General features: G+C 71.3%; 17 protein-coding genes. 6 read left to right on the top strand and 11 right to left on the bottom strand.

From position 1 onward, the window contains the following. Window positions 1–119: 119 nt before the first annotated feature. Window positions 120–845, top strand: coding sequence for a CPBP family intramembrane glutamic endopeptidase (locus K311_RS16100; protein WP_051239768.1), 726 nt, complete (start codon window positions 120–122; stop codon window positions 843–845). 15 nt (window positions 846–860) lie between these two features. Here K311_RS16100 and K311_RS0108290 read toward each other — a convergent pair whose 3' ends face one another. The 7 genes from K311_RS0108290 to K311_RS0108325 form a co-directional block, all read right to left on the bottom strand. After that, window positions 861–3,995, bottom strand: coding sequence for an efflux RND transporter permease subunit (locus K311_RS0108290; RefSeq protein WP_026816918.1), 3,135 nt, complete (start codon window positions 3,993–3,995; stop codon window positions 861–863). Window positions 3,996–4,011: 16 nt separating this feature from the next. Further along, entirely contained in the window at window positions 4,012–5,094 is a 1,083-nt protein-coding gene (locus tag K311_RS0108295; RefSeq protein ID WP_051239770.1) for an efflux RND transporter periplasmic adaptor subunit, read from the bottom strand. A gap of 380 nt (window positions 5,095–5,474) precedes the next feature. After that, complete coding sequence (locus tag K311_RS0108305) at window positions 5,475–6,476, bottom strand: class I fructose-bisphosphate aldolase (protein ID WP_026816920.1); 1,002 nt, start codon at window positions 6,474–6,476, stop codon at window positions 5,475–5,477. 250 nt (window positions 6,477–6,726) lie between these two features. Then, window positions 6,727–8,193, bottom strand: a complete 1,467-nt coding sequence (pyk, locus tag K311_RS0108310) for a pyruvate kinase (protein WP_026816921.1) — start codon at window positions 8,191–8,193, stop codon at window positions 6,727–6,729. After that, window positions 8,190–10,565, bottom strand: coding sequence for an SEL1-like repeat protein (locus K311_RS16105; RefSeq protein WP_043797823.1), 2,376 nt, complete (start codon window positions 10,563–10,565; stop codon window positions 8,190–8,192). Before K311_RS16105 ends, pyk begins: the two co-directional genes overlap by 4 nt. Beyond that, window positions 10,565–12,613 (bottom strand): DUF3857 domain-containing protein, encoded by a 2,049-nt coding sequence (locus K311_RS0108320; RefSeq protein WP_026816922.1) that lies wholly within the window; start codon window positions 12,611–12,613, stop codon window positions 10,565–10,567. The genes K311_RS16105 and K311_RS0108320 overlap by 1 nt, the downstream gene beginning before the upstream one ends. 14 nt (window positions 12,614–12,627) lie before the next feature. Next, window positions 12,628–13,800 (bottom strand): phosphoglycerate kinase, encoded by a 1,173-nt coding sequence (locus K311_RS0108325; protein ID WP_026816923.1) that lies wholly within the window; start codon window positions 13,798–13,800, stop codon window positions 12,628–12,630. Between the two features lie 85 nt (window positions 13,801–13,885). Here K311_RS0108325 and K311_RS0108330 point away from each other — a divergent pair, with 85 nt between their 5' ends. Both K311_RS0108330 and K311_RS0108335 read left to right on the top strand, forming a co-directional pair. After that, a complete protein-coding gene (locus K311_RS0108330) occupies window positions 13,886–14,677 on the top strand; it encodes a M50 family metallopeptidase (protein WP_026816924.1) in 792 nt (263 codons plus the stop codon). Between the two features lie 34 nt (window positions 14,678–14,711). After that, entirely contained in the window at window positions 14,712–15,695 is a 984-nt protein-coding gene (locus K311_RS0108335) for an L-threonylcarbamoyladenylate synthase (RefSeq protein WP_026816925.1), read from the top strand. Window positions 15,696–15,893: 198 nt separating this feature from the next. Here K311_RS0108335 and gap read toward each other — a convergent pair whose 3' ends face one another. Next, window positions 15,894–16,907, bottom strand: a complete 1,014-nt coding sequence (gene gap / locus K311_RS0108340) for a type I glyceraldehyde-3-phosphate dehydrogenase (RefSeq protein ID WP_026816926.1) — start codon at window positions 16,905–16,907, stop codon at window positions 15,894–15,896. Between the two features lie 168 nt (window positions 16,908–17,075). Between gap and K311_RS0108345 the strand changes: the two genes are divergently transcribed. From K311_RS0108345 to K311_RS0108355, 3 genes are read left to right on the top strand one after another with little or no spacing between them, the layout of a single operon-like run. Then, window positions 17,076–17,696: an OmpW/AlkL family protein gene (locus tag K311_RS0108345; protein WP_026816927.1), complete on the top strand. Its 621-nt coding sequence runs from the start codon at window positions 17,076–17,078 to the stop codon at window positions 17,694–17,696. A gap of 59 nt (window positions 17,697–17,755) precedes the next feature. Next, window positions 17,756–18,628: a S1/P1 nuclease gene (locus K311_RS0108350; RefSeq protein ID WP_043797825.1), complete on the top strand. Its 873-nt coding sequence runs from the start codon at window positions 17,756–17,758 to the stop codon at window positions 18,626–18,628. Between the two features lie 28 nt (window positions 18,629–18,656). After that, window positions 18,657–20,612 carry an acetyl-CoA hydrolase/transferase C-terminal domain-containing protein gene (locus K311_RS0108355; protein ID WP_026816929.1) on the top strand — a complete coding sequence of 652 codons (1,956 nt, stop codon included), beginning with the start codon at window positions 18,657–18,659 and terminating at the stop codon, window positions 20,610–20,612. Window position 20,613: 1 nt separating this feature from the next. Here the strand turns inward: K311_RS0108355 and tkt are convergent, their stop codons facing one another. From tkt to K311_RS0108370, 3 genes are all read right to left on the bottom strand, one after another. Further along, complete coding sequence (tkt, locus tag K311_RS0108360; protein WP_026816930.1) at window positions 20,614–22,617, bottom strand: transketolase; 2,004 nt, start codon at window positions 22,615–22,617, stop codon at window positions 20,614–20,616. Between the two features lie 165 nt (window positions 22,618–22,782). Continuing rightward, on the bottom strand, window positions 22,783–24,078 hold the full coding sequence (locus K311_RS0108365; protein ID WP_026816931.1) for a dicarboxylate/amino acid:cation symporter: 1,296 nt from the start codon (window positions 24,076–24,078) through the stop codon (window positions 22,783–22,785). 94 nt (window positions 24,079–24,172) lie between these two features. Continuing rightward, complete coding sequence (locus K311_RS0108370; RefSeq protein ID WP_154659496.1) at window positions 24,173–25,324, bottom strand: EAL domain-containing protein; 1,152 nt, start codon at window positions 25,322–25,324, stop codon at window positions 24,173–24,175. Window positions 25,325–25,386: the final 62 nt, after the last annotated feature.

Here is a 25,386-nt window from a genome sequence, read left to right on the forward strand (position 1 = left end):
GTGGCCGCTGCTGGCTGGATCGAGGAGGAGCCGTGACCATCGGCCCAGGCTCCATCGGCACATGCCGCTCATCGCCTGGCTCCGAAGAATTCCGGCTTTCCGAAAACGACGCTCCCGCCATGTCCCGGCTCGCCGATATCTTCAGCTATTCCGCCACCTTCGCCGCGATCGCATTCGCGCTGTTCCTGCTCGCGCGCTTCCGCGATGCACGCCTGTCGATTCCGCTCGGGTTCGCCTTCGCGCTCTACCTGGGCATCGATGATCTGCTCACCGCGCTCGGCGGCCAGGCCGGTCTGGCCTTCGTCGGCGGGAACTGGAACTGGTCGGGCAAGCTCTACAGCCTGGCGCTGGCGATCGCGGTGCTGCTGGCCTTCCGCATTCCGCGCGAGGCGGCGGGGCTGGTGTGGCCGCGGCGCAATGCCGGGTCATCGCTCGTCGCGACCTGCCTGCTGATCGCGCTGAGCGCGACGCTCGGCGCGGTCTTCCGCCCCGACGCACCAGATGCCGAAACCCTCGCCTTCCAGCTGACGATGCCGGGCATCGTCGAGGAACTGGTGTATCGCGGTGTCGCGCCGGCGCTGTTTCTCGGCCTGGTCGCCGGCCGGCGGGAGCCCGGCGCTTCGCCGTGGCCGGCGATCCTCGCGACCGCGGTGATGTTCAGCCTCTGGCACGGCCTCGGCCTGCGCGGCGGCGAGTTCGGCTTCGAATGGATTCCGGCGGCCTACACGCTCGTCGGCGGGCTCGCCTACGGCTGGCTGCGTTTCCACAGCGGCAGCCTGCTGTGGCCGGTGATCGCCCACGCCGGCGGCAATGTCATCTTCCTGCTCGTACCGATGGTGATCTGAGCCGGTCGCCCCGGCTCAGGCATGCCCGCCCACCGACGGCGTCTCCGCTTCCAGCTTCTCCAGCGTCCGCGCCACCGCGTCCGGTGAACGCGTGTACGGGGCGAGCAGCATGTAGAAGGCCGGCACCACGAACAGCGACAGCAGGGTCGAGAAGGCGACGCCGGCGATGACGACGATGCCGATCGTGCCGCGGCTGGCCGAACCGGGGCCGCCGGCGAGCACCAGCGGTACCGCGCCCATGATCGTCGCGATCGAGGTCATCAGGATCGGGCGCATGCGCACGGTCGCCGATTCGACGATCGCCTGCGCGATCTCGCGGCCCTCGTCGCGCAGCTGGTTGGCGAACTCGACGATCAGGATGCCGTTCTTCGCCGCGAGGCCGATCAGCATCACGATGCCGACCTGGCTGAACAGGTTCAGCGAGCTGCCGGCCAGCCACAGGCCGATCAGCGCGCCGAGCACCGCCAGCGGCACCGTCAGCATGATCACCAGCGGGTGCAGGAAGCTCTCGAACTGCGCCGCCAGCACCAGGTAGACGATCAGCAGGGCCATGCCGAAGGTGAACAGCGCGGCGCCGCCGGCGCGCTGGTATTCGCGCGACTCGCCCTTGTAGTCGATCTGCGCGCGCTCCGGCAGTTCCTCGGCGGCGACCTGGCGGATCCAGTCCAGCGCCTCGCCGAGGGTGTAGCCCGGTGCCAGGCCGGCGCTGATCGTGATCGCGCGCAGGCGGTTGAAGCGGTTGAACTGGCCCGGCTCGGCGAGTTCGGTCAGGGTCACGAGGTTCGACAGCGGCACCAGCGCGCCGGTGGTCGTCGAGCGCACGTAGAGGTTGGCGAGGTCGGCCGGCGAGCCGCGGTTCTCCTGCCGGGCCTGCAGGATCACGTCGTATTCCTCGCCGTCGTCGACGTAGGTGGTGACGCGGCGCGAGCCCATCATCGTCTCGAGGGTGCGGCCGATCTCGGTGACCGACACGCCGAGGTCGGCGGCGCGGGCACGGTCGATCTCGACGCGCAGCTGCGGCCGCGTTTCCTTGTAGTCGGAATCGGCGGCGAACAGCCGCGGGTTGGCCTCCATGCGCGCGAGCATGCGGTCGCGCCACTCGGCGAGTTCCTCGTAATCCGGGCCGCCGAGCACCACCGCCAGCGGCTGGCCACCGCTGCGCACCAGGCCGGTGCGCACCTGCGGACGGGCGGTGATGCCGGGCAGTTCGGCGAGTTCGGCGCGCAGCTGCTCGACGAGGTCGCCGGTGGCGACGTCGCGGGCGTTCCAGGGCTTCAGCAGCACGATCGCCTGGCCGGTATGCATGTCGCCGGCCGGGCCGAAGCCGCCGGGCACGCGCGAGTTCACGCGGTCGATCGGGCCGTCCTCGCCCGCGTAGGGAAGCAGCACGCGTTCGACGGCATGCATCTGCTCGACGGTGTAGTCGTAGCCGGCGCCTTCCGGCCCGGAAATCGTCACGAAGAAGGCGCCGCGGTCCTCCGGCGGCGCCAGCTCGCGCGGCACCACCGCGCCGAGCAGCACGGTGACGCCGACGCCGGCGAGGATCGCGACGCCGGTGCCGGTGGCGAAGGTCTTCGGGCGCGCGACGAAGCGGCGCAGGGTCCGCCCGTAGGCCTCGCCGAGCCCGGCGATGTGGCCCTGCACCCAGGCATTGAAGCCGCGCGGTTGCTCGTGCCTGCGGATCAGCAGCGAGCACATCATCGGCGTCAGCGTCAGCGCCACGAAGGCCGAGATCGACACCGCCGCCGCCATCGCCACGCTGAGCTCGCGGAACAGGCGGCCGGTATTGCCCTCCATGAAGCCGATCGGCAGGAACACCGCCGCCAGCACCGCGGTAGTCGCGATCACCGCGAACGCCACCTGCGCGGTGCCGCGCTTCGCCGCGACCAGCGGCGGCTCGCCGAGGTCGGCGCGGCGCTGCACGTTCTCGAGCACGACGATGGCGTCGTCGACCACCAGGCCGATGCACAGCACCAGCGCCAGCAGGGTCAGCAGGTTGATCGTGAAGCCGAACGCCCACAGCGCGATGAACACCGTGACCAGGCAGACCGGCACCGTCACCGCCGGGATCAGCGCCGCGCGCACGCTGCCGAGGAACAGGAAGATCACCACCAGCACCAGCGCGATCGCCTCGCCGAGCGTCCAGTAGACGCGGTCGACGGCGGCGTCGATGAAGATCGTGCTGTCGAAGGCGACGAAGATGCGGGTGCCTTCGGGCAGCGTGTCCTGGATCGCCGGCAGCGATTCCTTGATCAGGCGGGCGACGTCGAGGCTGTTGGCGGTCGAGGTCTTGACGATGCCGAGGCCGATGTTCGGCTGGCCGTTGCCGCGGAAGTAGGCGCGGCGCTCGGCCGAGGCGCGCTCGACGGTGGCGACGTCGCCGAGCCGCACGAGGTAGCCGTCGGCGCCGCGTGCCAGCGTGAGCTGGGCGAAGTCCTCGGGCTGCAGGTAGCCGCGCATCACGCGCAGGGTGAAGTCGCGGTCCTGCGATTCCAGGCTGCCGGCCGGCAGCTCGACGTTCTCGCGGCGCAGCGCGCTCTCGACGTCGTTGACGGTCAGGCCGCGCGCGGCCAGCGCCTCACGGTCGAGCCAGATGCGCATCGCGTAGCGCTGCTGGCCACCGACGCGCACCTGGGCGACGCCGTCGATGCTCGACAGCCGGTCGACGACGTAACGTTCGGCGTAGTCGCTGAGCTCGAGCGTGTCCATGCGCTCGGAACTCATGTTCAGCCACAGGATGACCTCGGCGTCGGACTCGACCTTGGCGACTTCCGGCGGGTCTGCCTCTTCCGGCATGCGGTCCATGACCCGGCTGACGGCGTCGCGCACGTCGTTGGCGGCGGCTTCGATGTCGCGATTGAGCGAGAACTCGATCGTCACCGCGGCCTGGCCGGTGCGGCTGCGCGACTCGACGGTCTCGATGCCCTCGATGCCGGCGACGGCGTCCTCGAGGATCTGGGTGATGCGGGTCTCGACCACCGCCGCCGAGGCGCCCGGATAGCTGACCTGCACCGAGACGATCGGCGGGTCGATGTTCGGCAGTTCCCGCAGGGTCAGGCGGGTGAAGGCGATCGTGCCCATCACCAGCAGCAGCAGGCTCATCACCGTCGCGAAGACGGGGCGCTTGATCGAGAGATCGGAGAGCTTCATCGCCGCCCTGCCCGCCTCAGTTGCCGCCGGCCGCGGCGTCGGCCGCCGGCGGTTCCGCGGTGGCGGCGGCGGTCACGTCGCGGATCGTCATGCCGGCGCGCAGCTTGCCGCTGCCGTCGACGACGATGCGGTCACCCGGCTGCAGGCCGGACAGCACTTCGACCTCGCCTTCGCGGCGGGCGCCGAGGCTGACGCCGACCTGCTCGACGCTGTCCCCGGCGCCGACGCGGAACACGTGCGCGTCGCGGGCGACCTGGATCACCGAGATCTCCGGCACGACCAGCGCCTGCCGCTCCGGCTGGAACACGCGCAGGGTCAGCAGCATGCCGGGGCGCAGGGCGCGGTCGGCGTTGGGGATTTCCGCGCGCACGGTGACGGCGCGGGTCACCGGGTCGACACGCGAGTCGATCGTGCGCACGGTGCCGGTGAACTCGCGGCCCGGGAAGGCAGCGCTGCGGGCGGTGACGGCCTGGCCCGGCGCCAGCGCCGACAGGAAGGTCTCGGGGACCGCGAAATCGAGCTTCATCACCGAGATGTCGTCGAGGCTGGCGATCGTCGTGCCCGGCGTCACCAGGGTGCCGGGGCTGACCTGGCGGAAGCCGAGCACGCCGGCGAACGGGGCGGTGATCACCCGGTCCTGCAGGCGTGCGCGCACCGCGTCGAGGCGGGCACGGGCGGCGTCCATCGTGCCGCGCTGGGTGTCGAGCTGGCTCGCCGGGATCAGCTGGCGCGCGGCGAGGTCCTGCATACGCCGGTACTGCTGCTCGCTCTCACGGAAGGCGGCGGCGGCCTCGGCGAGGCCGGCGACTTCGGCGCGGCCGGACAGGTCGACCAGCACGTGGCCGGCCTCGACCAGGTCGCCGTCCTCGAAGTTCACCCGCACCACGGTCTCGGTGACCTTGGCGGTGACCAGCACGGATTCATTGGCGCGGGTGGTGCCGAGCGCCTCGATCGCGTCGCTCCAGGGCCGCGCCTGCACCACCGTCGTCGTGACCGTCGCCGCCGGCGCGCCGCCGCGCGCGGCAGGGCCGTCGGCGCTGCAGCCGGCCAGGAGCGTGACGAACGCGGCGAGCAGGAGGGGACGGATCGATGGGGTCATGCAGGGTCGTCCTTGAAGCGGCAACGTGGTGGAAACTGGACGCCGCGGGAATACGGGCCGATTGTACGGGCCAGTCGCCATGGGCGGGTGCAGGCACAGGCCCGCCGCTGCCCCGGAGCAGGGGTCGCGGACCATGACGCAGGAAAACCAACGCACGGTCGCTGGAAACGTTGACGCGGGCCTGCTGCTCGCCGATGCCGCAATCACGCGCGACAGCGCATCCTCGGCGCGCTGATGCGCTGAACACCGCGGTCGACCTGCTGATGCAGGCGCTGGAGCGCCGCTGGCTACGGCTGTCGGTGGCGGGCTGAGGTCCGGGACCCGCGAATGAAAACGCCGGCACGAGGCCGGCGTTTCCGGGGAGCGGGCGATCCCCGCGCTTATTTCCAGCGGCCGAGCGCCGCCATGCCGTTGTCCTTCGCGCGGGCGTAGACGGTCTTCTGCGCTTCGCCGACGTTGGCCGCCATGTCCTTCGCCCACAGCTTCAGGGCGGCGGACTGCATCGCGCGGCCGTAGCTGAAGCTCAGCGGCCACGGCTTGGCGCCGAGCTTGTTCATCGCGTCGAGGTGGGCGGTGGCCTGCTCGTCGCTCTGGCCGCCGGACAGGAACACGATGCCCGGCAGGGTCGCCGGCACGGTGGCCTTCAGGCAGCGCAGGGTCATCTCGGCGACTTCCTCGACACTGGCCTGCTCCGGGCAGTCCTTGCCGGGGACGACCATGCTGGCCTTCAGGATCGTGCCCTCGAGCATCACGTTGTGCTCGTACAGGGCGCCGAACAGCGAGCGCAGGGTGACCTCGGTGATCTCGTAGCAGGTCTCGATGTCGTGCTCGCCGTCCATCAGCACCTCGGGCTCGACCATCGGCACCAGGCCCTGCTCCTGGCAGAGCGCGGCGTAGCGGGCCAGCGCGTGGCTGTTGGCCTCGATGCAGGTACCCGACGGCATGTCCTCGCCGATCGTGATCACCGCGCGCCACTTGGCGAAGCGGGCGCCGAGCTTGGCGTATTCCTTCAGGCGGTCGCGCAGGCCGTCCAGGCCCTCGGTGACCAGCTCGCCCGGGAAGCCGGCGAGCGGCATTGCGCCCTTGTCGACCTTGATGCCCGGGATCACGCCGGCGTCGGTCATGACCTTCGTGAAGGGCACGCCGGCCTTGGTGCTCTGGCGCAGGGTCTCGTCGTACAGGATCGCGCCGGAGATATGGTCGCCCAGCTTCGGCGTCGTCAGCAGCATCTCGCGGTAGGCGCGGCGGTTCTCTTCCGTGCACTCGATGCCGACACCGTCGAAGCGCTTCTTGATGGTGTTGGTCGACTCGTCGATCGCGATGATGCCCTTGCCCGGGGCCACCATGGCCTGGGCGATTTCGGCGAGCTGGTCGATACTCATGGCGGGTGGACTCCGGGGCTTGGGTGAAGGGCCGGCATTATAGCGGCTCGCCCGCTGGAAAGCCCTTGCGGAGCAAGGACTAATGAGTAACGAGTGGAGAGTAACGAGTAACGAGTGGAAGCCCGCGCTTCGCGCGAGGGGCGAGTGATATGGCCGGGCGTTGCCGGCCTGGTGGGACCGTGCGAAGCACGCCCGCGCCATGGGCGCGGGCAGTCACTCGTTACTCGTTACTCTCCACTCGTTACTCGCTTCAGAGCTCCCCCAGCCCCTCCGCCCGCCCCCCCGGCCCGACCTGCAGCAGCCGCAGCGTATTCGTCGCGCCGTGGTGCTCCATGTGGTCGCCGCTGGTGATGATCACGCGGTCGCCCTCGGCGAGCAGGCCGAGTTCGAACAGGTGGGCGACGGCGCCGCGTGCGGCCTCCCGCGTGCCCTTGCCCTGGCTGTCGTAGTGGATCGGGAAGACGTCGCGGATCAGGGCCATGCGCCGGCGCGCGGCGGCGTGCCGGGACAGGCCGAAGATCGGTGCCGCCGAGCGGAAGCGCGACAGGTAGCGGGCGGTGCCGCCGGACTCGGTCAGGGCGATGATCGCGCGCACATTGATGTGCTCGGCGAGGAACATGCTCGCCATCGCGATCGCCTGGTCGACGCGCTGCAGGTTGCGTTCGGCCTTCTCGAAATCGGTGTCGTGGTCGAACTGGCGCTCGGCACCGAGGCAGATGCGCACCATCGCCTGCACCGCCTTCACCGGGTGGCTGCCCGACGCGGTCTCGGCCGACAGCATCACCGCGTCGGTGCCGTCGATCACCGAGTTGGCGACGTCGAGCACCTCGGCGCGGGTCGGGATCGGGTTGTCGACCATCGACTGCAGCATCTGTGTCGCGGTGATCACGACGCGGTTGTGCTCGACGGCGGTGCGGATGATCTTCTTCTGCAGGCCCGGCAGCTCGGCGTCGCCGATCTCCACGCCGAGGTCGCCGCGGGCGACCATCACGACCTCGCTGGCCTGGGTGATCTCGACGAGGTTGGTGATCGCCTCGGCACGCTCGATCTTCGCGACCATCCAGGCGTCGCTGCCGGCGGCGCGGGCGAGCGCCCTCGCCTCCTCGATGTCGGCGGCCGAGCGGCAGAACGACACCGCGATGAAGTCGACGCCGAGCTCGGCGGCGATGCGGATGTGTTCGCGGTCCTGGTCGGTCAGCGCGCCCAGCGACAGGCCGCCGCCGAGCCGGTTCAGGCCCTTGCGGTTGGACAGGAAGCCGTCGGTGAGGACCTCGGTGTGGATCTGGTCGCCGGCGACCGCGACCACCTTCACCGCCATCAGGCCGTCGTCGAGCAGCAATACGTCGCCGGGGGCGACGTCGCCGACCAGACCGAGATAGCTGACGCCGACCCGGTTGCGGTCGCCCGGCGGTGCGTCGGCGCGGCAGTCGAGGCTGAAGCGGTCGCCGGAGCGCAGCGCGACCTTGCCCTCGGCGAACTTCTCGATGCGGATCTTCGGGCCCTGCAGGTCGACGAGGATGCCGACCTCGCGCCCCTGGGCGGCGGCGGTCGCGCGCACCGCGGCGACGCGGGCGGCGTGCTGGTCGGGCGTGCCGTGCGAGAAGTTCATGCGCACGACGTTGACGCCGGCGCGGATCAGGTCGTCGAGCACGCCGGGCGCGTCGGTCGCCGGGCCGAGCGTGGCGAGGATGCGGGTGCGGCGCAGTTGGTCGGTCATGGCTTCTGTCCCTTGTTGACGCCACGGTAGCGCAGCGCGTCTTCGCCGTCGGCGGGGGCGACGCCGCGCTCGCGTTCGGCGCGGGCGGCGGTGGCGGCGGCCTCGTCGGCCGCGCGCTGGGCGGCGACCGCTTCCGGTGTCTCGAGCCAGGCGCGGCCGTCGCGGTAATGGGCGAGGCGTTCGCGCATCGCCGGCAGCGAGGGGTCGTCGGCGTCACTCGCGGCGATCGCGTCGACGACGCGCTGCTGCAGTGCGCTCGCACGCGCGAACTCGCCGACCGCGGCGTGGCAGGCGGCGACGGTGTCGAGGTAGCCGAGCGGCATCGCGTCGGCGCCGACGGCCTCCGGGTCGCCGATGCGGCGCGCGGCCTCGAGGCCCTCGCGGCGCACGGTGGCGTCCAGGCCCGCCGTCGTGCACATCAGCCACGCGGCGTTGTTGAAGAGCATCGCTTCCGGCCGCTTCGCCAGCGCCTCGCGGTAGAGCGCGACCGCGCGCTCGCGGCCGTCGGCCTCGCCGCTCTCGTAGGCCAGATACATCGCCCAGGCATCGACGGTGACCGGGTGGAACTCGGCGAGGCCGTCGCGCAGCCAGCGCTGCGCTTCGTCGGCGTCGGGCGCGCCGAACCGGCCCTCGAGCAGGCTCCTCGCGAGCGTCGCCTGCGAACTGCGGTCGCCGCGGGCGGCGTCGGCCTCGAGCAGCGCGCGGGCTTTCGCGGGGTCGCGCGGCACCCGTTCACCCTCGAGGTGGAGCATCGCCAGCATCCGGCGTGCCTCCGGGGAGTCGGCCTCGGCGAGCTGGTTCACCGCCCGCCGTGCGGCGTCGGCGCTGGCATCGGTCTGCAGCAGCAGCCGGGCATAGGCGACCCGCCCGGCCGGCAGGGCGTACACCGCCGCGCCGGAATACCACTGCAGGGCGTCGGCGGTGCGGCCCTCGCCCTCGTCCTGCCAGCCGAGCAGCAGCATCGCGAGCGCGTCGCCGCCCTGCGCCGACTGCTCGCGCAGGCGGCGCACCTCGGCGGCATCACCGCCGCCGCGTTCGAGCAGGTTGGCGAGCACGCGCTGCGCGTACGGCGAGCCGAGCGCGGCGGCACGGCGCAGCCACGGCAGCGCGTCGTCCGTGCGCTCGCGACGCAGCCGGTCGGCCGCGAGCTCGTCGAGGGCCGCGACCGAGCCGGCCTCGGCGTGCCGGCGCAGCGCCGCTTCCTGCGCCTCGGTGAGCCGCCGCTCCGCGTCCGCGGTGTCGCGCCAGCCGTCCTCCAGCAGCACGACCTCGGCCTGCGCATTGCCGGCGGCGGCCGCGGCCACGAGCCGCTCGCGCAGCGCCGGCGTCGGCGTCACATCGACCTCCTGCAGCAGCCGCGCGTACTGCAGCACCGCGGCCCCGCCGGGCAGGCGGGCGTTGGCGCGGTCGAGCAGCTGCATCGCCGCGTCCTCGTCGCGGGTGACGCCGACGCCGGCCGCGTAAGCGGCGGCGACGTGCACCAGCGCGAACGCGTGCCCGGCCTCGGCGCGCGGCAGCAGCACGTCGAGCAGTTCCTCGCCACACTGCGGATGCGGCATGCGCACGCAGGTGTGGAACCACACCGAGCTCGCGAGGATGCCGCCGTCGTTCGCGACCTCGCGCAGCGCCGCGACCCGGGCCGGACCCTCGGCCTCGCGCCCGGCGGCGATCGCCGCCAGCCAGTCGCGGCCGATCAGCATCCGTGCGTTCGCGAGGTCGCGCGCCAGCGCCTGGCGCGCCTCGATGCGCGGGACCGGGAAGCGCACCTCGCCCGGGCGGCCGCGCAGCACCAGCAGCGGCTCGAGGTAGTCGAAGCGCAGCAGGCGCTCGATCTGCTTCTCCGGATCCCAGGCGGCGACCAGCACGACGAGGTGGCGGCCCTGCGGAAACGGCTCGAAGCGCTCGTAGCGCCACTCGAGGCCGCTGGCGCGCAGGATCGTGTAGATGTCGCGACCGGCGAGCACGCGGATCGGCGGCGCCTCGCGGTCGGGGTTCGACATCGCCAGCGCATGCCGGGCGACCGCGGCGAAACGGGCGGCGTGGCGCTCGGCCGCATCCTCGTCGCCGCGTGCCTCGGCGCAGCGGTAGGCGGTATGCACGACGAAGGCCGACAGCGCGGCGTCGCGCGCCGCCTGTTCGAGCGCGTCGGCCTGCTCGCGGCAGGCCGCTTCGACGACCTGTTCCTGCTCGTCGAGCACGTCGATCGCGACCGAGAAGGCCGAATACACCTTCGGGTCGTTGCCGCCGGCGAGCAGCGCCTGCCACTCCGCGGCGATGTCGGGTGCGGACTCGGCGGCGGCGACCACGCCGGGCAGCGCGAACAGGCAGGCGGCGGCCAGCACGGCCGCGCGCGGGAAGGAACGCAGGGGCATCAGCGGGCTCCGGTCGGGGCGTCGAGTTCGCCGCGCAGCAGGTCGCGCAGGCGGCGGTCGCGTTCGCTGTCGCGCAGCGCGGACGGCAGCGCGAAGGCGAGGCGCATGCCGGCGGCCGCCTTCGCCTCGCGCAGGCCGGCGACGTAGTCGCGCATCTGCGTGGCGTCGACGTATTCGCGGTCGTTCTTCAGCTCGTGCGTCATCTCGACGACGCCGTCGGCCTGGCGCAGCACGCGCCGGTATGCGATAGGGCCGCCGGCGGCGCTGACGGTGCCGGGCTCGCTCGACAGCTTCCAGCCCTCGGGCAGTTCGACGCGGATCTCGTGGCGCAGGGTTTCCGGGCGTTCCAGCCGCAGCGGCTCCTCACGGCTGACGCGGCCCGGCAGGTCGAGGCTGCCGGACAGCGCGTCGGGCCAGGTGTCGAGCAGCGCGGTGCCGCCGTGCCGCTGCCAGGGATCGGCGAGCGTGTAGTGCTCGACGATCTTCATGACGTTCGCTTCCTCATCCTCGTCGACGCTGGCCGGGGTGGCGATCGCGAGTTCGCCGTAGCGCTTGCGGTAGTAGTCGGCCCAGTGTTCGGTCATCACCGCGAACGACTGCCCGTTGAGCTGACGGCGGATCGTTTCGGCGCGTTCGCCGCGGTAGGTCGTCTCGATGCGCAGGTCGACGCTGCGGCCGTCCGCCGCCGGGGCGAAGCGCTCGACGATGGTCAGCGCGTTGTGGATCCGCTCCGGCGGGTTCACGACCACCGGCGCGGTGACGCCGGCGGCGACCGGCAGCGCGACGCCGTAGTCGATCAGGTCGAGCTGGCGGATGTCGCCGCGCTGCGCGCTCAGCGTCGGGTCGAGCCAGTAGTCGCGGCCGTCGATGCGCAGGCGCACGATCACATGGTTGAAGGCGGACGCCGCCGGGGCGCCGTCGGCGATCGCCTTGCCCCAGCTCGTGGACACCAGCGCCGGCACCGCGTCCAGGCCGAGCCGGCGCAGCAGCAGCGCGGTCAGCAGCGCCTTGTCCTTGCAGTCGCCGTAGCGGCGCGACCACACCAGCGCCGGCGGGTTCGGGCGATGGGTGTTGTCGGCGATCTCGATGCCGAAATAACGCACTTCCTCCTGCACCAGGCGCAGCACCGCGCCGGCGATGCGGTAGGGGTCGCCCAGTGCGCGCCATTCCGGCAGCCTGGCCTCGAGTTCGGCCGGCAGTTCGTCGCCGACCGTGTAGAGCGGCAGCGCCCAGGCGACGATGTCGGCCCACGATTCGTCGCGGGCGATCTCGACGCTCGGGTAACGGCGGTACCAGTTCGGATAGTCGTCGGTGTCACGGATGGCGGCGGCACCTGCGCTGGTGAACGAGAACTCCAGGCCGTCGCGGGTCTCGCGGCGGCGCACCTGCAAATCGCTGCCGAAGACGCGCGCGCGGGCCGCGGTGGCCGCGTCGAACAGCACCCGCCCGTGCCGGTACAGCAGCGGCGCGCCGGCGGCGAGCCAGAACGAGTTGGCGACGTGGCCGTCCATGATCGGATTGCTGCCCTCGATCGTGAAGGCGATGCGCACGACGTCGCCGACGCGGACGTCGTCGATCACGATCAGCGCGCTGACCTCGCCGTCGGCGAGGTCGTTCTCGAAACCGGACTCGCGGCGCGCGAGCGACACCGCGTCGGCGTCGAGGCGGTCGATCCACTCGCCGTCGCGGCGCACCTGCAGCGCGTGCAGGGTCAGGGTCTGGTATTCGGGGCTGAACGACACCGAATACTTGCCGGCATCGCCGAGCAGGCGCTGCGAACCGGCCTGCCACGCGGCCGCGTGATAGAAGACGTGGCGGCCGTCGCGACGGTCGACCTGCTGGTCGAGCAGCCAGTGCCGCCACGGTTCCGCCGGATCCTTGCCGGCATCGGCGGTCCAGGTATCCGGGACCGCCTGTTCGACCACGAAGTCCGGCGCCGGCCCGACGGCGAAGCGGAACTCGCCGCGCTCATGGACCACCGGGGCCGCCGCCGGCGCGAGCGCCGGCAGCAGGGCGAGAAGCAGGAGCAGGGCGCCACGCAGGATCATCGTGGTTCCGTTCTTCAGGCGCGGGCGCGCAGGGCGGTCACCGCCGGCAGTTCCTTGCCCTCGCAGAACTCGAGGAAGGCGCCGCCGCCGGTGGAGATGTAGCTGATGCCGGCTTCGACGCCGTACTTGTCGACCGCGGCGAGGGTGTCGCCGCCACCGGCGATCGAGAACGCCTTCGAGGCGGCGATCGCTTTCGCCAGCACCTCGGTGCCCTTGCCGAAGGCGTCGAACTCGAACACGCCGACCGGGCCGTTCCAGACCACGCTGCCGGCCTTCGCGACCAGTTCGGCGTAGCGCGCGGCGGTGTCCGGGCCGATGTCGAGGATCATGTCGCCTTCGGCGACGTCTTCCACCCGCTTCACCGTCGCCGGTGCATCGGCGGCGAATTCCGGCGCGACCACGACATCGGTCGGCAGCGGGATCTCGGCGCCGCGCGCCTTGGCGTCGGCCATGATCGCGCGCGCGGTGTCGAGCAGGTCGGCCTCGTGCAGGGACTTGCCGACCGGATGCCCGAGCGCGGCGAGGAAGGTGTTGGCGATGCCGCCACCGACGATCAGCTGGTCGACCTTGCCGACCAGGCTCGACAGCAGCTCGAGCTTGGTGCTGACCTTGCTGCCGGCGACGATCGCCAGCAGCGGCCGCGCCGGGTTCTCCAGCGCCTTCGCCAGCGCGTCGAGCTCGGCCATCAGCAGCGGGCCACCGCAGGCGAGCTTCGCGTAGCGGATCGCGCCATGCGTCGAGGCCTGGGCGCGGTGGGCGGTGCCGAAGGCGTCCATCACGTAGACGTCGCAGAGCGTGGCGAGCTTGCGGCTCAGCGCCTCGTCGTCGGCCTTCTCACCGACGTTCATGCGGCAGTTCTCGAGCAGCACGATCTGCCCGGGCAACACGTCGACGCCGTCGACCCAGTCCCTGAGCAGCGGCACGTCCCGGCCGAGCAGTTCCGACAGGCGCGCGGCGACCGGCGCCAGCGAATCCTCCTGCGTCCACACGCCTTCCTTCGGCCGGCCCAGGTGCGAGGTGACCATCACCGCGGCGCCCTTCTCCAGCGCCATGCGGATCGTCGGCAGCGCGGCGGTGATGCGCTGTTCCGACGTGATGCGGCCGTCCTTTACCGGGACGTTGAGGTCTTCGCGGATCAGCACGCGTTTGCCGGCCAGATCCAGGTCGGCCATGCGCAGGATGGACATCGTTCACTCCGTCTGCAGGAAGGCCGGCATTTTCCCCCGCGCCGACGCCGCCCCGCAAACGCGGCGGGGCGTGGCAGGATGCGGCATGGAGCGCGTCACGCCGCCCGTCACGCCGCCCGCCACGCCTACCGCGGTGCCGGCGCCGGCTGCCCCGGACCGTGCCCTTCACCTGCGCCCGGCGAAGCTGGCGCTGGCCTGGGCGCTGGCCCTGACCCTGCTGCTGCACTTCCTGCCGATGCTGCTGCCGGACTGGGGCCTGCGCTGGCTGCAGTGGCCGCTGCTGATCCTGTCGACGCTGGTGCACGAACTCGGGCACGGGCTGAGCGCGGCCGCGGTCGGCGGCGAGTTCCAGGCGCTGCGGCTGTGGGCCGACGGCTCCGGGGTCGCGCTGGCCAACGGCAACTTCAGCGCGCCCGACCGCGCCGCGGTCGCCGCCGGCGGCCTGCTCGGGGCGCCGCTGATGGCGCTGATGCTGCTGATGTCGAGTCGGCACCCGCGCGGCGCCCATGTCGCGCTCGGCGCGTGCGCGGCCGGCCTGCTGCTCGTGGTGCTGCTGTGGGCGGCGAACCCGTTCGCGGTCGGCTTCTGCATCGCGCTGGGAGTGCCGCTGGCGCTGCTGGCCTGGCGCGGGCCACCGGCGGCGAGCCAGGTGATCTGCGTGTTCCTGGCGATGCAGCTCGGCCTGGCCTCGTTCTCGCGGGCCGACTACCTGTTCATGGCGACCGCGCACACCGGCGACGGCGCGATGCCTTCCGACGTCGCCCAGATCGCCGCGGCGCTGTGGCTGCCGTACTGGTTCTGGGGCGGGCTGATCGTGCTCGTGACGATGGCGATGCTCGGCTTCGGCGCCTGGTGGTTCCTGCGCGGATTGCGCTGAGCAAGCGCCGGGGCGGCTCCGGTAGCATGCGCGCATGCAGAATCCCGAACTCGACGACGAGATCGCGGCGGCGGTCGCGGCGCTGCGCCGCGGCGAGGCGATCGGCCTGCCGACCGAGACCGTCTACGGCCTCGCCGCGGACGCCGCGCAGCCGGACGCGGTGCGGCGCATCTTCGCGCTGAAGGGCCGGCCGGCCGACCACCCGCTGATCGTGCACATCGCCGGCGCCGACCAGATCGATGCCTGGGCGTGCCACGTGCCGGACGCGGCGCGGGCGCTGGCCGCGGCGTTCTGGCCCGGGCCGCTGACCCTGATCCTGGCGCGCGCGGCGACGGTGGCCGATGTCGTGACCGGTGGCCAGGACAGCGTCGGCCTGCGCGCGCCGGCGCATCCGCTGGCGCAGCGGCTGCTGCGCGCGTTCGGCGGCGGCGTCGCGGCGCCGTCGGCGAACCGCTTCGGCCGCATCAGCCCGACCCGCGCCGCGCACGTGCGCAGCGAATTCGGCGACGCGGTGCCGGTGGTGCTCGACGGCGGCGACTGCGCCGTCGGCATCGAGAGCACGATCGTCGACCTCAGCGGGGACACCCCGCGCATCCTGCGTCCCGGCGTGATTTCGCGGGCCCAGGTCGAGGCGGTGATCGGCCCGGTGGCGGTCGGCGCGGCGGCGAGCAGCCCACGCGCCTCCGGCACCCTCGCCGCCCATTACGCCCCGCGCACGCCGCTGCGCCTGCTGCCGCGCGCCGAGTTGGTGGCGGCGTTGCCGGCGACGGCGGACGCGCTGGTGCTCGCCCTCGACGCGCTACCCGTCGGCAGCGAAGGCCTGAGCCTGCCCGCCGATCCCGCCGCATATGCGCACGGCCTCTATGCCGCGCTGCGCGAACTCGACGCCCGCGGCGCCGCGATGCTGCTGGTCGAGCGGCCGCCGGCCGGCGAGGCCTGGCGGGCCGTGCATGACCGGCTGGGGAGAGCGGCGGCGGGGGCGGGCGTGGGCGTGGGCGTGGGCGAGGATGCGCCGTGAGCTGGAGGAAGGCGAAAGGCCGGAGGCAGAAGGCAAGTAGTGGATAGGAAATAGGAAGTAGTCGTCGTTCCCGCTGCCCGGCGACCTTTCACCAGCGACGACTACTTCCTGTTTCCTATCCACTACTTGCCTTTTGATCGGGGGAAAAGAGAAAGGCCCGCTTGCGCGGGCCTTCTCATCCATATCCAAAGCCGCCGCTTACTTCGCCGCCATCAGCGCCAGCGTCGTGTCCAGCATGCGGTTCGAGAAGCCCCACTCGTTGTCGTACCACGAGCAGACCTTGACCAGGGTGCCGCCCATGACCTGGGTCAGGGTGCTGTCGTAGACCGAGCTGCGCGGGTCGTGGTTGAAGTCGACCGAGACCAGCGGCTGGTCATTGAAGCCGATCACGCCCTTCAGCGCGCCCTCGGAGGCTTCGCGCACGATGGCGTCGATCTCTTCCTTGCTGGTCTCGCGCTGGGCGACGAACGACAGGTCGACGACCGAGACGTTGATCGTCGGCACGCGCATCGAGAAGCCGGTCAGCTTGCCGTTGAGTTCCGGCAGCACCAGGCCGACCGCGGCGGCGGCGCCGGTCTTGGTCGGGATCTGCGACATCGTCGCCGAGCGGGCGCGGCGCAGGTCCTTGTGGAAGACGTCGGTCAGCACCTGGTCGTTGGTGTAGGCGTGGATGGTCGTCATCAGGCCGTGCACGATCCCGATCTTCTCGTGCAGCACCTTGGCCAGCGGCGCCAGGCAGTTGGTGGTGCAGGAGGCGTTGGAGATGACGGTGTCGGAGGCCTTCAGGGTGTCGTGGTTGACGCCGAAGACGACGGTGTTGTCGACGTCCTTCTCGCCCGGGGCCGAGATCACGACCTTCTTCGCACCGGCGGTGAGGTGCGCGCCGGCCTTGGCCTTCGAGGTGAACAGGCCGGTGCACTCGAACACGACGTCGACGCGCAGCTCGCCCCAGGGCAGCTTGGCCGGGTCGCGTTCGGCGCAGACGCGGATGCGGTCGCCGTTGACCACCATGTGATCGCCGTCGACGACGACTTCGGCGTTGAAGCGGCCGTGCGCGGTGTCGAAGCGGGTCAGGTGGGCATTGGTCTGCGCATCGCCCAGGTCGTTGATCGCGACGATCCGGATCTCGTTGGTGCGACCGCTCTCGTAGAGCGCGCGCAGGATGTTGCGACCGATGCGGCCGTAACCGTTGATGGCGACCTTGATGGACATGACGTCTCCTGGGGAACCGCCGCGAACCGGGCGGGAGGGTTGGAAACCCCGGATTTTAGCAACCCCCGGGGGCTCGCCGCAGCATCGGGCGGATTTGACCTGCCTCAAGGCGGAGCCCAGGGGCGGCCCCGGAAAATTTCTCCGTCCCATCCCCAACGGAGAGTTCCGATGCACGTTTCCAAGCTCCTCGCCCCGCTCGCCTGCGCCGCCGCGCTGGCTTTCGCGGCCCCCGCCCACGCCCAGGACGCCGGCGACTGGACCTTCTCGGTCGGTGCCGGCCTGGTCGCGCCGAAGTCCGGCAACGGCAGCCTGGCCGGTGGCGCCCTCGCCGCCGACGTCGGCGACGACTGGCGCCCGACAGTCACCGCCGAGTACTGGTTCAGCCGCAACTGGGGCCTGGAAATCCTGGCTGCGACGCCGTTCGAGCACGACATCCGCCTCAACGGCGCCCTCGCCGGCGCCACGAAGCACCTGCCGCCGACCGTCAGCCTGCAGTACCACTTCGACGGCGAGAAGGTGCGGCCCTTCATCGGCCTCGGCCTGAACTACACGGTGTTCTTCGACGAGGACACCCGCGGCCCGCTCAACGGCGCCGAACTCGAGCTCGACGCCTCGTTCGGCCTGGCGGCGCACGCCGGCCTGGACTTCGCGGTGGGTGAGGACAAGTGGGTGCGCGTCGACGCGCGCTGGATCGACATCCACACCGACGTGTCCGTGAACGGCGCCGACGTCGGCAGCGTCACGATCGATCCGATGGTCTACGGCGTGTCCTTCGTCTGGGCGTTCTGAGCCCCGGCGTTCCGTAGCCGACTTCGGGCTTCATGGCCGCCGGCGTAGAATCGGCGGCCATGAAGACCCGCATCGCCTGTCTTTCCCTGCTGCTGGCGGCGCTGCTGCCGGCAACGTCCCAGGCCTGGAGCCGCGAAGGCCACCAGCTCGTCGGTGAACTGGCGCAGCGCCAGCTGTCCGACGAGGCCGCCGCCGAAGTCACCCGCCTGCTGACCGCCGACGGCCAGCCCGAGCCGACGCTCGCCGCGATCGCCGCGTGGGCCGACGAACTGCGTGCCGAGAACCGCGAACACGGCAACGAACTCGGCAAGCTCAGCGAGCGTTGGCACTACGTCAATTTCGCCCGCGATGCCGATTGCGCCTTCGTGCCGGAGACCGTGTGCCCGTCCGGCAACTGCGTCGCCGATGCGATCGCCGCGCAGCAGGCGATCCTCGCCGACCGCAGCCGTTCCGACGCCGAGCGTGCACAGGCGCTGAAGTTCGTCGTGCATTTCGTCGGCGACGCCCACCAGCCGATGCACGCCGGCTACGGCGACGACCGCGGCGGCAACAATTTCCAGCTGCAGCTGCGCACGCGCACCGCCCGCGATGGTGTCGAGGGTTCCAACCTGCACCGGGTCTGGGATTACCACCTGCTGGCCAGTGCCGGCCTCGGCCGCGATGCCTATGCCGAAACGCTGCTGCGTGGCCCGACGCCGGTCATCGCGCCGCTGGCGCCGATGCCCGACGCCGCGCGCGCGTGGTCGGTGGAGTCGTGCCGGCTGATCGTCGAGCACGCGGTGTATCCGTGGCCGCCGAACGACCCCCCGCGCGGCCGCGTGCTGCGCGACGACTACCTCGATCGTCACCGCCCGCTGGCCGAAGAGCGCCTGCGCCAGGCCGCCGCGCGACTCGCCGCGCTGCTGGAAGAAGCGCTGGCACCGGCGCGCTGACGCCGCCGGCCGGCCGACTTTCCGGATGATGGCCGCGCCGCTCCACCTCGATTCGCTCGACACCACCGTCGACCGGCTGCTCGCACACGCCGGCCCGCATCTGGTGCTGGCGGCGCCGCTGGGCCTGGGCAAGCCGCATCGGCTGCTCAACGCGATCACCCGCCGCATCGCCGCGGAGCCCGAGCGTTCGCTGCAGCTGCTGACCGCGCTGTCGCTGACCCCGCCTTCCGCCGGCAGCGGCCTGCAGGCGCGGTTCCTGCGCCCGTTCCTGGAACGCCACTTCGGCGCCGACTTCCCGGTGCTGGACTACGCGCTGGCGATGCGCGCCGGCCGCCTGCCGGAGAACATCCGCGTCGAGGAGTTCTACCTGCAGTCCGGGGCGATGCTGCGCTCGGACCAGGCGCAGCGGCAGTACGTGAGCCTGAACTACACCCACGTCGCCCGCGCGGTGGCCGAACGCGGCGCGAATGCCCTCGTGCAGAAGGTCGCGCGCGAACCCGGCGGCAGCCGCCTGAGCCTGAGCTGCAATCCGGACCTGAGCTTCGACCTGCTCGACGAGCTCACGCGCCTGGGCAAGCCGCGGCCGCTGCTGGTCGCGGAAGTGGACCCGCAACTGCCCTGGCTGGACGGCCCCTGCGCGGTCGACGCGGACTTCTTCGACATCGTGCTCGAGCTGCCCGGCCCGGCGCCGCAGCTGTTCGCGCTGCCGCGCGAGCCGGTGAACGACGCCGACTACGCGATCGGCCTGTACGCCAGCACGCTGGTACGCGACGGCGGCACGCTGCAGATCGGCATCGGCTCGCTGTCGGACGCGCTCTGCCACGCGCTGGTGCTGCGGCACACCCGCAACGCGGACTACCTGGCGGTGCTCGAGGCGCTGGCGCCCGGGCTGGCGCAGTCGCCGCTGGTATGCGCCGTCGGCGGCACGTCGCCGTTCACGTCGGGCCTGTACGGCGCCAGCGAGATGGTCAACGACGGCTTCCGTCGGCTGGCCGAGGCCGGCGTGCTGGTGCGCCGCGTCGTCGACGACGTCGATGCGATGGCGCGCCTCAACCGCGGCACGCCGACGCCGGACGACCTGGCCCTGCGCGAGGCCGAAGGCCGCTGGCTCGACGGCGCCTTCTACCTGGGCTCGAAGGACCTGTACCGCTGGCTGCGCGAACTGCCGCCGGAACAGGCGCGCGGCATCGGCATGACCCGCGTGTCCCACATCAACGAGCTGTACGGCAACAACGAGGCGCTGGAACGCGAGCAGCGCCGCGATGCGCGCTTCTTCAACACCTGCATGATGATGACCGCGCTCGGCGCGGCGGTGTCGGATGCGCTGGACGATGGTCGCGTCGTTTCCGGCGTCGGCGGCCAGTACAACTTCGTGGCGATGGCGCATGCCCTGCACGACGCACGTTCGGTGCTGATGCTGCGCGCGACCCGCGGCCGCGGCGACGGCAACATCCGCTGGAATTACGGCCACACCACCATTCCGCGCCACCTGCGCGACCTGGTGATCAGCGAATACGGCATCGCCGACCTGCGCGGTCGCAGCGACGAGGACTGCGTGCGCGCGATGCTGGCGATCACCGATGCCGCGCACCAGCCGGCGCTGGCGAAGCAGGCCGTGGCGGCCGGGAAGCTCGCGCCCGCGCACGCGAACGTCGCCGGAGACAACCAGCCGGAAGCGCTGGCGGCGCGACTGCGTCGGTTCCGTCGCAGTGGCGTGCTGCCCGACTACCCGATGGGCAGCGACTTCACCGAGGTCGAGCAGCGGCTGGCGCGTGCGCTGGCCCGGCTGCGCGCGCGCACCGCGACCAGGCGCGGGCGCCTGCGGGCCATCGCAGCGGCCCTGTTCGCCCCCACGCCGGACGACGCCGAGGCGCTGGCACGCATGGGCCTGGACCGGCCTTCCAGCGTCGGCGAGCGGATCGAGGCCCGCCTGCTGCGCTGGGCCCTCGCCGGCGAGCGGATCGACGACCGCCCGCGGCGCTGAGTCAGCGCAGCGACTTCGCCGCGTCGACCACGGCCTCGACGGTGATGCCGAAGTGTTTGTACAGCTGGTCGGCCGGCGCCGAAGCACCGAAGGTATCGATGCCGATCACCGCGCCGTCGAGACCGACGTACTTGCGCCAGTAATCGGTGACGCCGGCTTCCACCGCGACACGCTTGCGGCACCACGACGGCAGCACGCCCTCGCGCCATTCGAGCGGCTGGCGGTCGAACACGTCGGTGCTCGGCATCGACACGACGCGGGCCTTGATGCCCTCGCCGGCCAGGCGGCGCATCGCCTCCATCGCCAGTTCCACCTCCGAGCCGGTGGCCAGCAGGATCAGGTCGAAGCTCGCGTCCGCGGGATCCGAGAGCACGTAGCCGCCGCGGGCGATGTCGGCGAGCTGTTCATCGCTGCGCGGCTGGTGGGCGAGGTTCTGCCGGCTGAAGACCAGGCAGCTCGGACCGCCGCGGCGCTCGATCGCCGCCTGCCAGCTGACCGCCGACTCGACCGCGTCGCAGGGACGCCAGACGTCGTTGTTCGGGATGTAGCGCAGCGAGGCCAGGTGCTCCACCGGCTGGTGGGTCGGGCCGTCCTCGCCGAGACCGATCGAATCGTGGGTGAACACGTGGATCGCGCGGGTCGGGATCAGCGCCGACATGCGCAGCGCATTGCGCGCGTAGTCGGAGAACACCAGGAAGGTGGCGTCGTAGGGAATGAAGCCGCCGTGCAGCGCGATGCCGTTGCTGATCGCGCTCATGCCGAACTCGCGCACGCCGTAGTGCACGTAATTCGCGGCTGCGTCGTCGCTGGTGACGGACCTGCTGCCCTTCCACAGCGTGAGGTTGGAATGCGCGAGGTCGGCGGAGCCGCCGATCAGTTCCGGCAGCAGCGGGCCGAAGGCCTCGAGCGCCATCTGCGAAGCCTTGCGCGAGGCGACCACCGGGCCGTCCTGCTGCAGTTTCGCGGCATAGGCCTGCGCCGCTTCGGCGAAGTTCGCCGGCAGCTCGCCGGCGATGCGGCGGCGCAGCTCGGCGGCGGCTTCCGGGTGGGCGCCGGCATAGTTGTCGAACAGGGCGTTCCAGCGGCGTTCGCGTTCCGCACCCGCGGTGCGGGCGTCCCAGCCGGTGGCGACTGCGGCCGGAATCGTGAAAGCCTCGTGCGGCCAGCCCATCGCCTCGCGGGTCGCGGCGATCTCGTCCTTGCCCAGCGGGGCGCCGTGGCAGCTTTCCTTGCCGCACTTGGTCGGGGCGCCGTAGCCGATCACGGTGCGGCAGCAGATCAGGGTCGGCTTGCCGGTCTCGGCCTTGGCGGTGCGGATCGCCTGCAGCAGTTCCTGCGGGTCATGGCCGTCGACCTTGCGGATGACCTGCCAGCCGTAGGCCTCGAAGCGGGCGGCGGTGTCGTCGGTGAACCAGCCGGCGGTATCGCCGTCGATCGAGATGCGGTTGTCGTCCCAGAAGGCGATCAGCTTGCCGAGGCCCCAGGTGCCGGCCAGCGAGGCGACTTCGTGCGAAATGCCTTCCATCAGGCAGCCGTCGCCCATGAACACCCACGTGTTGTGGTCGACGACGTCGAAACCCGGGCGGTTGAAGCGCTGCGCCAGGATCTTCTCCGCCAGCGCCATGCCGACCGCATTCGCGAAGCCCTGGCCGAGCGGCCCGGTGGTGGTCTCGACGCCGGGGGTGTGGCCGTACTCGGGGTGGCCGGCGGTTTTCGAATGCAGCTGGCGGAAGCGCTTGAGCTGCTCGATCGGCAGGTCGTAGCCGCTCAGGTGCAGCAGCGCGTAGATCAGCATCGAACCGTGGCCGTTCGACAACACGAAACGGTCGCGGTTGAACCAGTGCGGATTGCCCGGGTTGTGGCTCAGGAAGTCGTTCCAGAGCACCTCGGCGATGTCGGCCATGCCCATCGGCATGCCCGGGTGGCCGGACTTGGCCGCCTCGACGGCGTCCATGGCGAGGAAACGGATGGCGTTCGCGAGGTCGCGACGGGTCGGGGTCGTCATGTCTGGGATCGGGCAGCCGGCGGGGGCCGGTATTGTCCCATCCCTCCGGCGGCCTGTCTTGCGCCAGGCCGCCTTGCGTGGTTCGTAGTACGTACGAGGTACGAGGTAGTGACAGCGGGCTCCGGCTACCTTCCGGCCGCCTCCCTATCTCGTACCTCGTACGAACTACGAACTCGGCTCAGCCCGATGTGCCTCGCCGCGCGAGACGATCGTCGCGATCGCCAGGTCGCCGGTGACGTTCACCGTGGTGCGGCACATGTCGAGGAAGTGGTTCACGCCGAGGATCAGGCCGATGCCGTGCGGCGGCACCCCGACCATCGCGCAGATCAGCGCCACCACCGGCAGCGAACCGGACGGCACGCCGGCGGTGCCGATGCCGCCGAGGATGCAGACCAGCATCACCAGGACCTGGTCGCCCAGGCTGAGATCGACGCCGAAGAACTGCGCCAGGAAGATCACCGTGACGCCCTCGAACAACGCGGTGCCGTTCTGGTTCGCGGTCGCGCCGATGGTCAGCACGAAGCGGGACACGTGCGACGGCAGGCCCAGCCGCGTGTCGGCGACCCGTAGGGCGGCGGGCAGCGTCGCGTTGCTGGAGGCGGTGCTGAAGGCCACCAGCATCGGGCCCTGCACGCCGCGGAAGAACCGCGCCGGCGAGTAGCGGCCGAGCGCCTTGATCGCCAGCGGGTAGACGACGAACAGGTGGATCGCCAGCGCCCCGACCACCACCGCGACGTAGGACGCCAGCCGCACGAGCAGGTCCCAGCCGAACAGCACGGCAAGATTGAACATGAAGCAGAACACCGCCAGCGGGGCCAGGCGGATCACCAGTCCGATCAGGGTCATCGAGACTTCGAACAGGCCTTCGATGCCGCGCTTCAGCGTCGCCACCGCGGGCTTGTCGGCGCTGAGCACGATGCCGACGCCGAACATCAGCGAGAAGAACATCAGCGACAGGATCGTGCCGTTGTCGGACGCGGCCTTGATCACGTTCGTGGGCACGATCGACAGCAGCATGGCCATGCCGCTGGCCTGGCTGCGGCTGTCGTCGACGATCGCCGCGGCGCGGTCGCCCTGCTCGGCCAGCAGCTGCTGTGCGAGCGCGGGATCGACGCCGGCGCCGGGCTTGAATACGCCCACCAGCACCAGGCCGATCAGCACCGCGATGCCCGAGAACAAGACCGTGCAGGCCAGCGTGCGCCAGCCGATCCGCCCCAGCGAGGCGACGTCGCCCATTTCCGACACGCCGACCACGAGCGCCGAGAACAGCAGCGGCACGATCAGCATGAAGATCAGGTTGAGGAACAGGGTCGAGAACGGCTGCGTCGCCCAGGCGATCAGCTTGCGCACCCCGTCGACCTCGGGCCCGATGCCGTAGTGGACCGCCAGGCCGGCGATCAGGCCCACCACGAAGCCGATCGCGATCTTCCAGTGCAGGGGCATCGTCTTCGTCGTGCTCATCAGGCTCCCTCGGCCGCAGTCGTGGATCGCGGCGGACGCCCGATCGCTTCCGGGCCGCGCAGGCCCACCACGGATTAGAACACGGGCGCCCGGCTCAGGCCGACGCCAGCCACTCGCCGAGCGCGCGCGGCCGGCCGATCAGATAGCCCTGCGCGTAGCGGCAGCCGATCCGGCGCAGCTCGGCGAGCTGTTCGCCCGTTTCCACGCCTTCGACGACGATGTCGGTTCGCAGCGCCCTTCCGAGCTCGGCCAGATGTTCGATGATCGCCATCGCGCGCGGATCGGCGAGCATCGCGTGCGCGAACGAGCGATCGAGCTTCACGGTGTCGAAGTGCAGCCGGTGCAGCTGGCCGAAATGCGAGTAGCCGGTGCCGAAGTCGTCCAGCGCGACGCGGATGCCGTGGCGCTGGCACAGTTCGATGACGCGCGCGACGAGCTCGATGTCGAGCGCGCGGCTTTCGGTGATCTCCAGCTTCAGGCTGCCCGCCGGCAGGCCGGCGTGATGGACGCGCGCGAGGATGCGTTCGACCAGTCCCGGATGCACGAGCTGGCGCGCGGACACGTTCACCGCCACGAACGGCACCGGGTCGACGCCGGCCCGCGCGAAGCGCGAGACGGCGGCGCAGGCGACGTCGATCACGTACTCGCCGATCGGCACGATCAGCGAGGTCTCCTCGGCGAGCGCGACGAACTCGGCCGGTGAGACCGGGCCACGCTCCGGATGCTGCCAGCGCACCAGCGCCTCGTAGCCGGCGATGCGGTCGGCGGGGATGTCGAGGATCGGCTGGTAGCTCAGCTCGAGCGCATGGCCCGCGAGCGCCTCGCGCAGCTGGGTTTCCAGCCGGATCTTGTCGATGCCGAGCTGTTCGGACGGGGTGCTCGTGTCCGGCAGGCTCTGGCCCTGCAGCGCGGCGAGCGCGCCGCGATAGCGCTTGAGCTGGCCTTCGAGCAGGGCGCGAATGATCGGGTCGGCGGCGACGAGGCGCTCGCCGATCTGCCGGCGATCGACCCGGTAGAGCACGCAGTCGGTGATCGCCGTCGCGGTGGCGGTCCGGTACGAATCGTCGATCACCGCCATTTCGCCGACGAGGTCGCCCTCGCCGAGGATGCTGAGCACCACTTCGGTGTCGCCCTGGCGGACACGGACTTCGACCTCGCCGGACTCGATCAGGAATGCGCTATCGGGAATCTCGCCCTGGCGGAAGAGGATTTGCCCGGCTTCGATCCTGGTCCGCAATCCCGACATCGCTTCCTCCTGTTCCTCGCTGCTGCGGCCCGCCACAACGGAACAGGGCCGCTTGCGCGGCC

Origin of the sequence: Arenimonas composti TR7-09 = DSM 18010 (assembly GCF_000426365.1) — a bacterium.
In the GTDB taxonomy this organism is placed as follows: Bacteria; Pseudomonadota; Gammaproteobacteria; order Xanthomonadales; family Xanthomonadaceae; genus Arenimonas; species Arenimonas composti.